We start from the raw sequence: 13988 nt of genomic DNA, 5'->3' as shown, positions 1-13988 counted from the left end.
TCAGTCCTGCGCGAGGATCGCGTACAGGCGGCGGCGCACGTCCTCGAGTTCGGCGACGGCCTTGCGGACCTGCTCGGGGGTGCCCGAGCGTCCGACCTGGGCCGCGGCCTGAGCGAGCTCGAGGCCCGCCTTGGGCAGGGCGCCGAAGTCGACGTGGTCGGAGTCGTTCCACGGGGTCGAGGTGCCGTGCTCGGAGACCGTCGCGCGGCCGGCGTCGGTCAGCGTGTAGGTCTTGCGGCCGTTCTGCTCGTCGGCCGTGATGAGGCCCTCGTCCGCGAGGAGCTGGAGGGTCGGGTAGACCGAGCCGGGGCTCGGCTTCCAGTCGCCTCCGCTGCGCTCCTCGATCTCGCGGATGATCTGATAGCCGTGCATGGGCTGCTCGGCGAGGAGCGCGAGCACCGCGGTGCGCACGTCCCCGCGGCCGACCCGGGAGCCGACGCGCTTCTCCATGCGGGAGCGGGCCTGCTCCATCGCGCGCCAGATGCTCTCGATGGGCGTGCCGGTGCCGAACGCGCCGGTCGATGACGATCCGTTCATGATGACCTCCTGTTTCTCCGAACGATACTCAGCGATATGGGTGGCGACTGTGAACGACTGCCGCGTCGGCTCAGAGCTTCGCGAGCTTCGCCCGGGCCACGAGGAACAGCCCGTACATGACCAGTCCCGCGCTGACGAGGGTCAGGGCGATCGTGCCGTACGGAGGGACGTCGAGGAAGCGGATGGCCCCGTCGAGCCCGGTCGCCTGGCGGGCGTCGCCGGTCAGCGCCGCGACCACGAAGATCCCGCCGGCGAGGCCGAGAGCGAGCCCCTTCGTGATGTAGCCGGTCGCGCCGAGGATCAGCACGGCCGTCCCGGTCGGGCCCTCGGGGATGCGGACGAGCTTGCGGAACCCGCGGCGGATCCCGATCGCGACGAAGCCGATCCCGCTGCCCAGCACGATCCCGCCGACGATCACGAGGATCACGACGCCGACCGTGCTCGTCAGCAGCTCGGTGTTGATGCGGCGGATCGTGGCCGAGGAGCTCGTCGAACCGCCGAGGGCGAAGACGAGCGTGGTGCCCGCGAGGGTGAGCGAGGCGAAGCCCTTGCCGGATTCGACGATCCGGCGGCCCAGGCGGGCGAGCAGGCCCGGCGCGGAGGAGCGCCCGCCGAGGGAGAGCTGCCACAGTCCGAGCGCGACCAGTCCGACCAGCGCGGCCCAGACCACCACGAGGCCGACGGGGGAGTCGGCCATGCGCCCGATCGCTCCGGACGCGTCCGCCTCCCGCGAGGCCTCGTCGCTGACCGCGACGCGCAGGGCGAGGCCGCCGATCAGGAGGTGGATCAGTCCGTTCACGGCGAAGCCCGTGCGCGCGAGGCGCCGGAAGCGCCGCGTCCGGACTCCGGCGCGCGGCGACGGCACGCTCGCAGTGGACACCGCGCAACCCTCTCATCCCGGGCGGCCCCGGCGCCTCCTGACCCGCCGACGCGTGCTCGGCGACCCTCTCCCCGGCCCGGGTGCCCGAGTCGTGGGATGGAGGTGCGGCGCCGTTCGCACCGCAGCAGGACGAGAGAAGGAACCCCATGCGTGGACGCCGACGTCGCGCGGGCGGTCGCCGAGGGCCGAGGAGGGGCGGACGTCCCGGACCGGTCCCGAACGCGGCGGATCCGCGTCGGGCTCCGCCGCGAGCGCGAGGAGCTGGAGCGCGGCGGAATCGGGTGCCGGCACGTCGTCGAGGCGCGGGCCGGCCGTCGGTGAGGGATGCCGGGACTCCGCCTGTCCTCGTCAGCAGCAGCCGCAGGCCTCGGAGTCCTCGCTCGTCAGCGCGGCGATCGGCGTCGTGCAGGACTCGCCGCGCCAGGCCTCCAGGCCCTCGCGGACGGCGACCGCGGCGATCACGAGGCCGGCGACGGGGTCGGCCCACGTCCATCCGAGCGTGCTGTTCAGCAGCAGGCCCACCAGGACGGCGGCGGAGAGGTACGAGCAGAGGAGCGTCTGCTTCGAGTCCGCGACGGCCGAGGCCGAGCCGAGCTCGCGGCCGGTCCGGCGCTCGAGCAGGGAGAACGCGGGCATCACCAGCAGGCTGACGGCGGCCAGCACGATGCCGACGGGGGAGTGCTGGGCCTCCGAGAATCCGAGCAGCGCCCCGACCGAGTCGACGGCGACGAACGCGGCCAGGCCGAGGAACGAGACGGCGATCACCCGCAGGGCGATGCGCTCGCGCGCCTCCGGATCGCGCCCCGAGAACTGCCAGGCGACGGCTGCGGCGGAGAGCACCTCCACCACGGAGTCGAGGCCGAAGGCGACGAGGGCGGTGGACGACGCGACCGTCCCGGCTGCGAGGGCCACGATCGCCTCCACCACGTTGTAGGCGATGGTCGCGCCGACGATCCAGCGGATGCGCCTCTGCAGCACGCGGCGGCGGGCGGGGAGGAGCGGAGCGCGGAGGGCGGTCATGCGCAGCGGCAGTCGTCGCCGGAGCAGCAGTCCGGATCGACGACCAGGGCCAGGCGGAGCAGGTGGTCGAGCGCCCCGGCGATCCGGGTCTCGGCCAGCCGGTACCAGGTGTAGCGGCCGTCCTTCACGGCCTCCACCAGACCGCAGCCGCGGAGGCAGGCGAGCTGGTTCGACATCACCTGCCGGGACACTCCGAGCGCGTCGGCCAGGTCCGACGGGACCGCTGGCGCCTCGCGCAGGGCGAGCAGGATCCGCGACCGGGTCTCGTCGGCCAGGGCGGATCCTAGGCGCGCGAGTGCGGCGGAGTGGGTGAGGGTCGCGGTGGCGGGCACGGGGGAGACGATACACGGACGGCTGTATCGACGGTGAAGGGCCGTGCCTACTTCTCATCGCTCCTGGTGAGGTCCTGTCCGACAGGCGTCGCGCTCGAGGCCTCAGCCCCGCCCCGCCTGCAGGCGCAGCCCCGCCAGGAGCAGGTCGAGGCCGGAGCGGAACACGTCGAGGTCGTCGTGGGTCGCCATCACGTCGGCCGCGTGGTGGCCGAAGGGGAACTCCTCGGGGTCGAGGGCGCGCCAGCGGTCGGCCAGGTGCTCCAGGAACTCGCCCCTCTCCATCCCGCTCTCGAGGAACTCGCGGGGCGGCGGCTGCGCGAGGTCGGCCGCGACTCCGACGACGTAGCTGACGATGGACGACACGGCGTGGAACCGCTGCCGGGGCGTCAGGTCGAGTGCCATGAGCTGCTGCCCGAGCCGCTCGTACATCGCCATCGAGTTCGGCTGCACCCCGGTCGTGCGGAGCATGTAGAGGCCGAACCAGGGTCGGCGGACGCACTCGTCGAAGAGGGCCAGTGCGACGGCGCGGACGTTGTCGATCGGGTCCGGCCCGTGGGTGAGCGGCTCGCTGTCGGCGAGGACCCGGCCCATGACCTCGTCGGTCGCTCGCTCCAGCAGCTCGTCGCGGCTTCCGACGTACCAGTAGATGCTCGCCACGCCGCCGCCGAGCCGGGCCGCGAGCGCGCGGAACGTGAGGGCCGACTCCCCGGACTCGTCGAGGATCGCGATCGCCTCGGCCAGCACGGTGTCGAGCGAGTGCGACGCTCGGCGGCGGCCCCGGGCGGGGGAGGGCGCGGCGGCGCCGGCGGTCTCCGTCGGGCGATCTGCAGGCATGGCTTGCATCTTACCGAACGGCGTTCCATACTATCGAACGCCGTACGAGAGTCGAACGGCGTTCGATCGAAAGGCGCCGCCATGTCCGCTCCGACGACCACCTCCGCCGAGTCCCGTGCTCACACCTCCCTCCGCTCCGCGGCGCTCCCGCTCGCCGCTCTCTGCCTCGCCTTCTTCGTCGAGATGGTCGACAACACGCTGCTCTCGATAGCCCTCCCCACGATCGGACGCTCGCTCGACGGCTCGACCGCCGGACTGCAGTGGGTGACCGGCGCCTACTCCCTGACCTTCGGCGGGCTGCTGCTGACCGCGGGGTCCGCCGCCGACCGGTTCGGCCGCCGCCGCGTGCTGCTCACCGGCCTCGCCGCGTTCGGGCTGATCAGCCTCGCCGTCGTCCTCGTCACCGACATCGGCCAGCTGATCGCCCTCCGTGCTGCGCTCGGCTGCGCCGCGGCCGCCATGGCGCCCGTCACGATGTCGCTGGTGTTCCGGCTCTTCGACGACGAGAGACTCCGCATGCGGTCGATCACGATCGTGATGATCGTCGGGATGTCCGGCATGGTCCTCGGCCCGCTCCTGGGCGGCTCGATCCTCAGCACCGTCAGCTGGCAGTGGCTGCTCGTCGTCAACGCCCCGATCGCGCTGCTGGTCTGGATCGGCGTGCGCCTCGGAGTCCCCGCCGACCGGCGGGCCGACCTCACCTCGGAGCGGCTCGACCTGCCGGGGACGGTCCTCACCATCGCCGCGGTCGGGCTCGGCTGCTACACGCTCACCAGCGGAGTCGAGAACGGCTGGCTGTCGCTCGTCACGATCGCCTGCGCCGCGGGGACCGTCGCGGCCGTCGCGGGATTCGTCGTCCGCGAGCGCCGTGCCGCCTCGCCCATGATCGACCTCGCGATCTTCCGCGCCGGTGCCGCGCGGGGAGCGGCGCTCACGCAGCTCGGCGCCTCGGTCGCCTTCGCGAGCGTCCTGTTCGGCCTGATCCTGCACTTCCAGTACGCCTACGGCTGGAGCCCGGTGCGCGCCGGCCTCGCGAACCTGCCCGTCATCGTCACGATGCTCGCCGCCACTCCGATCACCGAACGCCTCGCCGCGAGGCTGGGGCACCGCGCGGCCTGCCTGATCGGCACCGGGCTCCTGGTCGGCGCACTGCTCGGGATGTCCTGGGCGGTGGACCGGGGCTACCTCGCGATCGCCGTGATGATGGTCGTGATGACGGTGGGCCTGCGGACGATCATGACCATCTGCGCCGTCGCCCTCGTCGAGGCGATGCCCGCGAACCGCACCTCGATCGGTGCGGCGCTCAACGACACGGCCCAGGAGATCGGCACCAGCATCGGCACGGCCGTCGTCGGCACGCTGATCGCCGCCCTGGTGGCGACCACCCTCCCGGCGGGCGCATGGAGCACGGACCTCGTCCGGAGCTTCTTCGCGGGCGAGCGGGTCGCCTACCTGGTCGTGGCGGTCCTCGTCGGCGTGATCGCGACGATCGGCTCGCTGTCCCTCAGCGACTCCCGCTCCACGGAGGAGCCGGCGGCGGCCTAGTCCATCGGGTCGCGCCGGGCGTCCTCGAGGTCGGCGATGTCCGTGTACTCGAGGAAGTCCAGTGGCGGGATGTCGGTCATCTCCTCGCTCCAGGAGGGGCGGGCCGGCTGCACGCGGCGCGTCTCGAGCTCGATGTGGGCGATGACCTCCGCGTCGTCCGGCTCCTCCACCTCGCTGCTGTCGATCGGCACCGACCAGAGCTGGCTCGCCGGCCCGATCAGCAGGTGGGCGTAGGCGCGGCCGCCGCCCTCGGTCAGGACCGGCACCGAGACGACGTCCGACTTGCCGACGTCCGCGAGGGCACGGGCGTAGCGGAGGACCGCCTTGCAGGTCAGGTCGCCGACGAGGAGGTGGCCGCTGGAGTAGTGCAGTTTCCGCATGTCCAGCCTCCGCGCGCCGCCCGCGGGGCCTCAAGAGGGTTGCCGCGGGGAGGCGGTTCCCCTAACGGACCGGGAGGTCCCGCCCGATCGGGATCACCGCTCGGGGTGTCCGGCGCTCTCGCGGAGCTCGCGGCCGTCGGCGACGTCCTCGGCGTGCTTCTGGGCCTTCTTCTCGCTCTGCCGGGTGTCGCGGGGCGGGAGCTGGATGTGCTCCTCGGCTTCGATGCCGGCCTGCAGCTGGCGGCCGCGTTCGAGCTCGGCGTCGAACTCCGCCCCGAAGAGCAGGGCGAGGTTCGTGATCCAGAGCCAGAGGAGGAAGACGATCACGCCGCCGAGCGCGCCGTAGGTCTTGTTGTAGTTGCTGAAGTTGGCGACGTAGAACGCGAAGCCGGCCGACGCCAGCGCCCAGACGACGAGGGCGAGGATCGAGCCCATGCTGGTCCAGCGGAACTTCGGCTGCCGCACGTTGGGCGACCAGTGGTACAGGACCGCGACGATGACGACCATGATCGCGATCAGGACGGGCCACTTGGCGATGCTCCACACCGTCAGCGCGACCTCGCCGAGGCCGACGGCGTCGCCGATGGTCTGCGCGACGGGTCCGCTCAGCACGAGGATCAGCCCGGCGATCACGAGCAGGAGGACCGTCACGAGGGTGACGGCGAGCATCGTGGGGCGCAGCTTCCAGATCGGGCGGCCCTCGTCGATCTCGTAGACGCGGTTCATGCCGCGCCCGAAGGCGCCGACGTAGCCGGAGGCGGACCAGAGGGCGCCGAGGACACCGGTGACGAACGCCAGACCGGCGGCGGGGGCCGAGGTGAGCTCCTGCAGGGGGCCGCGAACGGTGTCGAGGACGTCGGCCGACGCGAATCCGCTCAGCAGGTCGAGGACCGTCGATGTCGTGGTCTCGGCCTGCCCGAACAAGCCGAGGATGGACACGATCGCGAGCAGCCCCGGGAAGAGTGCGAGCACGGCGTAGTAGGTCAGCCCCGCAGCGATGTCCGTGCACTGGTCGGCGCCGAACTCGCGGAGCGTCTTCTTGAGGACGTAGCCCCAGGACCGCTTGCTGACCTCGGTCGGTCCGTCGGGCTTGCGGGAGTCGTCGGGGTCGGGCGCGGTGCGGTCGCGCTCGGTGCTGGTCTGGGCCACGGTCGTCCTCCGTCTCGAGCGTCTGCCGGTCGTCGGGGACGGAGGACCGCCTGCGATCGCTCCGAGCCCCGACGTCGCCGTGCTCGCCACCGACCGTAGGAGGGCCGGGCGCGCAGGGCAGGACGGTTGACAGCCGCCCGTCGGGTCCGGTGAGGCGGACGCTCCGGCGGCTCCGTGCGTCGGCCTCCGCGCTCAGAGCTGCGCGAGCAGCCTCTCGCACGCCTGCTCGCAGCGGCGGCAGGCCTCGGCGCAGATCCGGCAGTGCTCGTGCATCCCGGCGTGCTGCTCGCAGTCGTCGGCGCAGGCGCGGCAGGCCAGGAGGCAGGCCTCGACGAGGGCGCGGACGGCCGCGGATCCGACGACGCCGCGGCGCGAGAGCACGGCACCGGTCGCGGCGCACACGTCGGCGCAGGCGAGGTCGGTGCGGATGCAGTGGACCAGCTCGGCGACCGACTCCTCGCCGAGGCACGCGTCGGCGCAGGCGGTGCAGGTGAGAGCGCAGGCGCCGCACGCGTCGATGCACTCGGCCAGGACCTCCGGATCGACGCCGCGCAGCTCCTCGGGGTGGCTCCGGATCATGTCGCTCGTGCTGCTCATGGCGCGTCCTCTCGTCGTGACCCCGGCGGGTCGATCGGTCCGGGCGACGCTACGCGCCCGCCCGCCGCCGGGCGAGGGCCTGGCCAGGCACCGCGGCCGGTGATAGCCGGGCCGTCAGCCCCTCACGACGAAGGCGTCGTGGATCAGGTTGCCCCCGGTCGCCGCCGGATTCCGTGTGCTGCCGCGGGTGATCGTGACGGTGTGGGTGCCGGCGGGCAGGGTCCCGCTGGTCCAGACGGTCTGGGCGGAGCGGGTGGTGGCGCTGTAGCGGTCGACCGAGGCCACGAGGACGCCGTCGAGGCGGACCTCGTCGATCCCGGACGTGCTGGACCGGCGGCTCACCCACGAGACTCCGGTGCCGGTGAAGCGGAGGGTGGCGGAGGCGCCCCCTGTCGACGAGAAGGAGACGCCTCCGCCGCTGTCCGCGGAGGAGGAGGTCGTGGACCAGGTGCCCGTGACGGCGACGGCCGGCGAGCCGTTCTGGTGGGTGCCGGCCCCGGCGGCGGCGAGCGGAGTCGCGGTGGCGGTCGGCGTCGAGGTCGGCGCGGGGGTCGCGGTCGGCGTGGGCGTGGCCGTCGGCGCCGGAGTGGCGGCCCTCTTCGCGAGCACGATGGACGCCGTCGCTCCCTTCAGCCCGCTCGGCCGGAACGTGATCGTCGTCGCGGTGCTCGTCCTGCTCGTCACGCTCAGGGCGGCGCTCGAGGACACCGTGCCCGCGGTCGGCCGCGCGAGCGTCACGGTGAGCGCGCTCATCGAGACCTGCGTCGGGTCGACGGTCGAGACGGTCACCGTGTCCGCGTCCTCCCGGATCGAGACCAGTCCGGCGCCGGTGATGCTCGCGACCCGGGTGCCTCCGACGAGGACGGGGCTCGTGGTCCCGGCCTTCCACGACACGGCGCTCACGGTGCCGGTCGAGCGGTCGCGGGCGGCGCTCAGCTGGGGTGTGTTGCTGAGCACGGTCACGTCCGGGTCCGCCGCGTACGCGGCGGTCGCCGCCTCGGAGGCGCCGGGGAGGACCGTGTACGCGTAGGAGGCGCCGGTCGGGTTCGTGCCGTGGCTCGTCGTGAGGGAGTAGTAGTGGCCGGTCACCGGCGCCGTCGGACCGGCGGCGCTCACGGCGCTCCAGGCTCCGGTGCGGGTCCGTCCCTGCGCGGTCAGGGCGATCGGCGACGGGAAGACGTAGCCCACCGACTCCGCGGAGCCGGTGATCGAGGCCCAGCGGGCGGTGCTCGTGGCGGTCGCCTCCGCACCGCGGAGGACGCCGTCGACGCGGAGCCTCGCATCGGGAGCGACGTCGCGGCGGTCGTCGATCACCGTCTCCGCGCGCCGGCGCGCCCCGTCCCAGCCGGTCCCGGACATGTCGGTCGCCGTGATCCCGGAGCCGAGCGCGAGGATCTCGTCGTCGAAGGTGAACCAGGCCTTCTTCGCGACCAGGCTCACCGACGCCGCGTCGAAGTCGAGCGCCGCGATCCCCGTCCGCCGCGACGGGCTCTCGAGGCTCCCGGTGAAGGTCGTCGTCGGGCGGGACGACGCGCCCTCGCCCGCGCTCCGGACGATCGTGTCCTCGGTGGTGCCGGGCATCCGGTACGGGTTCGCCGTGGCCCAGTAGCCGTCGTCGTACTGGCGCCCGCTGCCCAGGTGGAGCGAGGTCGCGCCGTCGCCGGTGTACCAGCCGCTGCGGTTCTCGCCGTTGAGCGACTCGTAGCGCGCGATCCGCGTGCTCGACAGGCCGACGGCGAAGCCCGAGGTCGCCGTGGTCCGCGTGAAGCGGTCCATCCCGGCGAAGGCCCGGACGCCCGAGCCGATCGGGGTCGCGATCAGGCCCGTGTCGGCGAGGACGAGCCGCGCGCGCACGACGTCGCTGACGGATCCGGCCGTCTCGATGCTCACGGGGCTGCCGGAGTTGCAGGCCAGCCAGCTCTTCGCCAGCGCGTTCGTCCGTGTCCTGGCCGAGGGAGGGGCGCTGTCGGCGAGGCGCAGCACCGCCGCCTGCAGCTGGACTCCGACGTCGCCGTCCTCCGACTCCGCCCGCGCGGTCTCGCGGCCGCGGACCGTCGACATCACGGCGCCGCACCAGGTGACGGGGGCGAAGGAGGAGGCGAGCCGGTCGTACACGCCGAGCCCCTCCGGGCTCGTGATCTCCCAGCGGGAGCCGTCGAGCAGCGCGTACAGGTCGTCGAGGGTGTCGAGCATCGAGAGCCCGTACCCGCCGCTGTAGGCGAAGACGCTGTGCTGCACGAAGGAGCCGTCGGCGTGGAAGCCGTCGCCGGACGCCACCGTCCGCAGCGCCGGGTCGATGCCGGCGGCCGCCTCCGCGATCTTCGCCGGCTGCTTCAGAAGCACTGCCCGCCCGGCGATGACCGCCGCCGTCCAGACGCGGTTGGCGCCGGTCCGGGTGACGGTGTCGGCGAAGCGCGTCGAGGCCGACAGGTAGGCCTGCACCTGCGCCGCCGAGAGGTCGGGGTAGAGGAGGGCGGTGATGCTGTTCAGCTCGAGCGGGATGCCGATCTGCTGCTCCCACCAGCGGGAGGTGCCGGTGGTGGAGCGGTTGTAGCGGTTCGCCGAGAGCCAGTCGGCGGTCGTGACGACGTCGCGGAGGAGCGCCGGGTCGCCGGTGAGGGCGGTCCCGGGGGTCTTCAGCGCGGTCGCGAGGACGGTGACCCGCTTGTAGGCGGCCCACACCTCCACCGCCGAGGTGCCCGTGACCAGGTCGGGCCAGGGCTCGCCGCCGTCGGTCTCGAGCGTCGACCAGTAGCCCTCGGCCTCGGCGACGAGGCGGCCCTTCGCCGCGGCGAGGCCGCCGACGCTCGCGCTGCCCGGGATCGTGCCCGTCAGGTCGGCGACGAGGCCGAGGCGCATCGCGTCGTACTCGTCGCCCGCCGAGTCGACGGCGGACGCGGTCGGCGCGGCGGCGAGCGGGAGGATCAGGGCGGTCACCAGCAGGAGCGCCGCAGCGAGCGGGCTCCCGCGCCGGGGCGCGTCGGATCGAGAGGGTCGGTTCGTCTCCGCGCGCGTTCGGCGGAGGGGACGCGGCTGGGTGGGCACGGGCGCTCCTGAGGCGACGCCCACGAGCCTGCGGGCTTCGGGTGCTCGCGGGTCGCCGGGGGAGCGTCGGGTGAAGAGTAGGGGTCCGCTCCGTCCGTCGGCAAGAGACGGAGGCGAGGACGGCCGGGATCGGCCACCGCCGACGCTCCCGACCGCGCGATCTGCGACAGCCGTACCCCGTGAGGGGTACAGAGGCGCCGAAGGTCCCCCACCCGTCAGGCGGGGCGATACGGTCGGAGGTGCGTGTGCGCATCGGGGCTACCGGCGCGGCTCGCGGGGGAAGGGGCACAGATGATCGAGGCCGAGCAGGATCCGCGGCTGGTGGCGCTCGAGGCGCTCGAGATGATGGGGTCGGCTCCGGAGGAGCGCTTCGACCGGATCACGCGGATGGCCGAGGAGCTGTTCCGCGTGCCCGTGGCCGAGATCCACTTCCTCGACGACACCACGCTGTTCACGAAGTCCCCGCAGCGTCTAGAAGCCGTGCTCGCCTACCCGCGCGCCGGCACCTTCTGCGACGCGACGCTCCAGAAGCGCACCACCTTCGTCGTGCCGGACCTCGGCGCCGACGAGGCGTGGGCCGGGCACGAGCACGTCGCCGGGCACCCGCACGTCCGCTTCTACGCCGGGCGGCCGCTGTCGGTCGAGGGCGACCTGCAGCTGGGCACGCTCTGCCTCATCGACTTCGTGCCCCGGAGCCTCACCCCGGACGAGCGGCAGCTGCTCGAGGAGTTCGGCGAGTGGGTCGAGCGGGAGCTGCGCGACACGGCGGAGCGCGACCGCGCCGCCGACATGCAGACGCAGATGGCGCCCTCCTCCCTCCACCACCCCGCCGGCTACGAGCTCTCGGGGCTCTCGCTGCCGCGGTGGACGATCACCGGCGACTTCTACAGCTGGCGCGGCGACGACGAGACGGTCGACCTGACCCTCGTGGACGTGATGGGCAAGGGGACGGCGGCGGCGATCGTGGCCGCCTCGATCCGCTCCGCGTTCCGGGCGCGCCTCGGCGGCGACCCCGACGCGGTCGTCAGCGCGGTGAGCGCGCAGCTGCACGACGACTTCACGGCCACCGAGACCTTCGCGACGCTCTTCCACGGGCGCCTCGACACCGCGTCCGGCCGGATCGACTTCGTCGACGCGGGCCACGGGCTCACCGTCCTCCTCCGCGCCGACGGCTCGTTCCAGCGGCTCGCGGCACTGGGCCTCCCGCTGGGCATCGCGGAGGACGGCGGCTGGATCACCCAGACCGTGGAGCTCGCGGTGGGGGACTCGCTCCTCGCCTTCACCGACGGCGTCCTCGACCTGTACGACGGGACGCTGCAGTCCCTGGCGCGCGCGGTCGACCTCGCCCGCGACTCCGACGGCACCGCCGCGTTTTTGCAGGCGCTGAGGGCGCTCGCCGCCTCCGGCTCGGCGTCCGACGACATCACCGCCCTCGTGCTGACCCGCACGGGCGCCGACCGCTCCGCCGAGAAGGACTCCGCATGACGTTCACGACCGAGACGATCGCCCCCGACATCGCCGTGCTGCGGGGGGAGGGGCGGCTCAACGCGGCCTCGGCTCCGGAGCTGCGCTCGGCCGTCCGCCGGGCGATCGACGAGGGCGGCCCCCGCATCGTCGTCGAGCTCAGCGCGGTGACGTTCATGGACTCCTCCGGCCTCGGCGCCCTGGTCGGCGCCCTCAAGACCGCGCGGCAGGCGGGCGGCGACCTGCGGATCGCGGCGCCCAGCGAGCAGGTCGTGATGGTGCTGCAGCTGTCCAACCTCGACCGGGTGCTCACCCTCTTCGACACGGCCGGCGACGCGTACCGTGACTGAGCGCAGCGTCGGGTTCCGCACGCCCCCGGACGACACCGAGGTCGTCCACGAGCTGCTCGCGGGGCTCTGGAGCGAGCGCCCGGACCTGCCGGCCCGCGACCGCATGGCCGTCGAGACGGCGCTGGTCGAGCTGGTCGACAACGTCATCCAGCACGCGACGTCGACGACGACGATCGTCTGCCGCCTCGTCGTGCGCGTCGAGGGAGACGTGATCCGCGCGGAGCTGATCGACACCGCCGATCCGCCGGACATCGACACAGGGCCGCGGGAGATGCCGGACGTCTTCGCGGAGTCGGGCCGCGGGCTCGCCCTCATCCAGGCGCTGACGACCACGTTCGAGCACGAGCGCTCCGAGGGGCGCAACGTCTGGACCCTGACGCGGGCGCTGGACTCCTAGCGACCGGCGCGGGTCAGCGGATCGTGTGCGCGGTGATGACCGCGGCGGCACGCGCCAGGTCGTCCGCCATGCCGTTCAGCCCGGGGGAGGCCTGGAGCACCTCCGCGCTGACGTCGTCGTAGCGCTCGTCCACCTGTGCGAGCAGCTGCTCACCGGAGGCGGTGAGGCGCAGCAGGACGCTCCGGCGGTCCTGCGGGTTGGCGAGCCGGTCGACGTGGCCGGCCGTGGCGAGCCGGTCGAGGAGCGCGGTCACGGCGCCCGTCGAGAGGGAGAGCTCGAGACCCAGCCACTTCGGCGTGAGGTCCGGCGACTCGCCGAGGACCTCGAGCGCCGTCAGCTCCGAGATGCCCACGCCCACGCCCGCGGCGATGCTCGCGCGGAGGTGCCGCTGCGCGTTCTCGAGCAGGCGGAGCGACTGCCGCAGCTGCACGGCGGGCGCGTCCTGATCGACGTCGCGCGGGGTCGGTTTCTCGGTGGTCATTCGTCCTTCTCGGGGTAGGGCTGGGGGTCATCGTACGGGTCGCTCTCGGGGGTTCCGACGTGTCCCCCGGACAGGGGGCTAAAGAACGATTGCAATGTATCTTGGTCATAAAGTAACTTAGCGGTCAATCGAGTTCGGCGGACCACCAGCCGGACCCTCCCCCTTCAGCACCAGCCCGCCCCATCCGATCAGGAGTCCTGCCATGTCGACCCACACCGCCAAGTCCAAGCGCGTCCGCTTCGCTCCCCTCGCCATCGCGACGAGCATCGCCGCCGCCGCCCTGCTCTCCGTCTCGATGTCCGGCACCCTGTCCGGCTTCGTCGCGAGCATCTCCAACACCGGCAACACCGCCGCGTCCGGCTCGCTCGTCATGGAGGAGAAGTCGACCGGCGCCAGCCCGATCACCTGCCTCAGCACCGACGGCGGCTCGATCAGCACCAACACCGCGACCTGCGCGACCATCAACAAGTTCGGCGGATCGACCACGATGGTCCCCGGCCAGACCGTCACCACCGCGATCACGCTGAAGAACACCGGCACCGTCGCCGCCAACACCTTCACGCTGACCCCCGGCGCCACCTGCTCGCAGAGCACCAACGTCGCGGCCGGCGCCTCCGGCTCCGCGACCGACTTCTGCGGCAAGCTCAACGTCGTGATCACCTCCGGCGGGACCACCGTCTTCACCGGCACCGCCGCGACCCTCGCCGGCTCGGCCGTCAAGACCCTCAACACCGCCCCGGTCACCCCCGGCACCTCCACCCCCTTCTCCATCGCCGTGACCCTCGACTCGTCGGCCACCAACGCCTACCAGGGCCTGTCCGCCTCGCTCCCGCTCACCTGGACCTTCGCGAGCTGATCCCCTCCCCACCCGGCCCGGAGCGACCCCGCGCGACGGGCCGGGTGGGGAGGGGATCAGCTCGCGAAGGTCCAGGTGAGCGGGAGCGAGGCGGACAGGCCCTGGTAGGCGTTGGTGGCCG

At 73.0% G+C, this 13988-nt stretch carries 15 protein-coding genes; 5 read left to right on the top strand and 10 right to left on the bottom strand.

The window, feature by feature from the left end:
* From C5D08_RS13725 to C5D08_RS13705, 5 genes are all read right to left on the bottom strand, one after another.
* Positions 1–537: a PadR family transcriptional regulator gene (locus tag C5D08_RS13725; RefSeq protein WP_104277511.1), complete on the bottom strand. Its 537-nt coding sequence runs from the start codon at positions 535–537 to the stop codon at positions 1–3.
* Between the two features lie 70 nt (positions 538–607).
* Positions 608–1417: a DUF1206 domain-containing protein gene (locus C5D08_RS13720; RefSeq protein ID WP_104277510.1), complete on the bottom strand. Its 810-nt coding sequence runs from the start codon at positions 1415–1417 to the stop codon at positions 608–610.
* A 348-nt stretch (positions 1418–1765) separates the two neighbouring features.
* A complete protein-coding gene (locus C5D08_RS13715) occupies positions 1766–2437 on the bottom strand; it encodes a cation diffusion facilitator family transporter (RefSeq protein ID WP_104277509.1) in 672 nt (223 codons plus the stop codon).
* Positions 2434–2769, bottom strand: coding sequence for a helix-turn-helix transcriptional regulator (locus C5D08_RS13710; protein ID WP_104234042.1), 336 nt, complete (start codon positions 2767–2769; stop codon positions 2434–2436). Before C5D08_RS13710 ends, C5D08_RS13715 begins: the two co-directional genes overlap by 4 nt.
* Positions 2770–2871: 102 nt before the next feature.
* Positions 2872–3603 carry a TetR/AcrR family transcriptional regulator gene (locus tag C5D08_RS13705; RefSeq protein ID WP_104277508.1) on the bottom strand — a complete coding sequence of 244 codons (732 nt, stop codon included), beginning with the start codon at positions 3601–3603 and terminating at the stop codon, positions 2872–2874.
* Positions 3604–3684: 81 nt separating this feature from the next.
* Here C5D08_RS13705 and C5D08_RS13700 point away from each other — a divergent pair, with 81 nt between their 5' ends.
* The gene (locus tag C5D08_RS13700; RefSeq protein WP_104277507.1) at positions 3685–5148 is read left to right on the top strand and encodes an MFS transporter; all 1464 of its coding nucleotides are present in this window, start codon (positions 3685–3687) and stop codon (positions 5146–5148) included.
* On the opposite strand, the gene C5D08_RS13695 is transcribed toward C5D08_RS13700, so the two are convergent.
* From C5D08_RS13695 to C5D08_RS13680, 4 genes are all read right to left on the bottom strand, one after another.
* Entirely contained in the window at positions 5145–5528 is a 384-nt protein-coding gene (locus tag C5D08_RS13695) for a hypothetical protein (protein ID WP_104277506.1), read from the bottom strand. The two genes, C5D08_RS13700 and C5D08_RS13695, sit on opposite strands and share 4 nt — an antisense overlap.
* 93 nt (positions 5529–5621) lie before the next feature.
* The gene (locus C5D08_RS13690; RefSeq protein WP_104277505.1) at positions 5622–6677 is read right to left on the bottom strand and encodes a YihY/virulence factor BrkB family protein; all 1056 of its coding nucleotides are present in this window, start codon (positions 6675–6677) and stop codon (positions 5622–5624) included.
* Between the two features lie 192 nt (positions 6678–6869).
* A complete protein-coding gene (locus C5D08_RS13685; RefSeq protein WP_104255963.1) occupies positions 6870–7274 on the bottom strand; it encodes a four-helix bundle copper-binding protein in 405 nt (134 codons plus the stop codon).
* A 114-nt stretch (positions 7275–7388) separates the two neighbouring features.
* A complete protein-coding gene (locus C5D08_RS13680; RefSeq protein ID WP_104277504.1) occupies positions 7389–10211 on the bottom strand; it encodes a polysaccharide lyase 8 family protein in 2823 nt (940 codons plus the stop codon).
* A gap of 399 nt (positions 10212–10610) precedes the next feature.
* On the opposite strand from C5D08_RS13680, the gene C5D08_RS13675 reads away from it, so the two are divergent.
* The 3 genes from C5D08_RS13675 to C5D08_RS13665 are packed head-to-tail and all read left to right on the top strand — an operon-like array spanning position 10611 to position 12530.
* The gene (locus tag C5D08_RS13675) at positions 10611–11804 is read left to right on the top strand and encodes a PP2C family protein-serine/threonine phosphatase (RefSeq protein WP_104277503.1); all 1194 of its coding nucleotides are present in this window, start codon (positions 10611–10613) and stop codon (positions 11802–11804) included.
* On the top strand, positions 11801–12133 hold the full coding sequence (locus tag C5D08_RS13670; RefSeq protein ID WP_104277502.1) for an STAS domain-containing protein: 333 nt from the start codon (positions 11801–11803) through the stop codon (positions 12131–12133). Before C5D08_RS13675 ends, C5D08_RS13670 begins: the two co-directional genes overlap by 4 nt.
* Positions 12126–12530, top strand: coding sequence for an ATP-binding protein (locus tag C5D08_RS13665; protein WP_104277501.1), 405 nt, complete (start codon positions 12126–12128; stop codon positions 12528–12530). The genes C5D08_RS13670 and C5D08_RS13665 overlap by 8 nt, the downstream gene beginning before the upstream one ends.
* A gap of 13 nt (positions 12531–12543) precedes the next feature.
* Here C5D08_RS13665 and C5D08_RS13660 read toward each other — a convergent pair whose 3' ends face one another.
* Entirely contained in the window at positions 12544–13011 is a 468-nt protein-coding gene (locus tag C5D08_RS13660) for a MarR family winged helix-turn-helix transcriptional regulator (RefSeq protein ID WP_104277500.1), read from the bottom strand.
* 202 nt (positions 13012–13213) lie between these two features.
* Here C5D08_RS13660 and C5D08_RS13655 point away from each other — a divergent pair, with 202 nt between their 5' ends.
* Entirely contained in the window at positions 13214–13867 is a 654-nt protein-coding gene (locus C5D08_RS13655; protein WP_104277499.1) for a hypothetical protein, read from the top strand.
* The last annotated feature ends 121 nt before the right edge of the window (positions 13868–13988 follow it).

Source organism: Rathayibacter sp. AY1B6, assembly GCF_002932755.1.
Lineage (GTDB): Bacteria > Actinomycetota > Actinomycetes > Actinomycetales > Microbacteriaceae > Rathayibacter.
The sequence above is the reverse complement of the archived record's forward strand: the minus strand, read 5'-3'. Positions and strand labels throughout refer to the sequence as shown.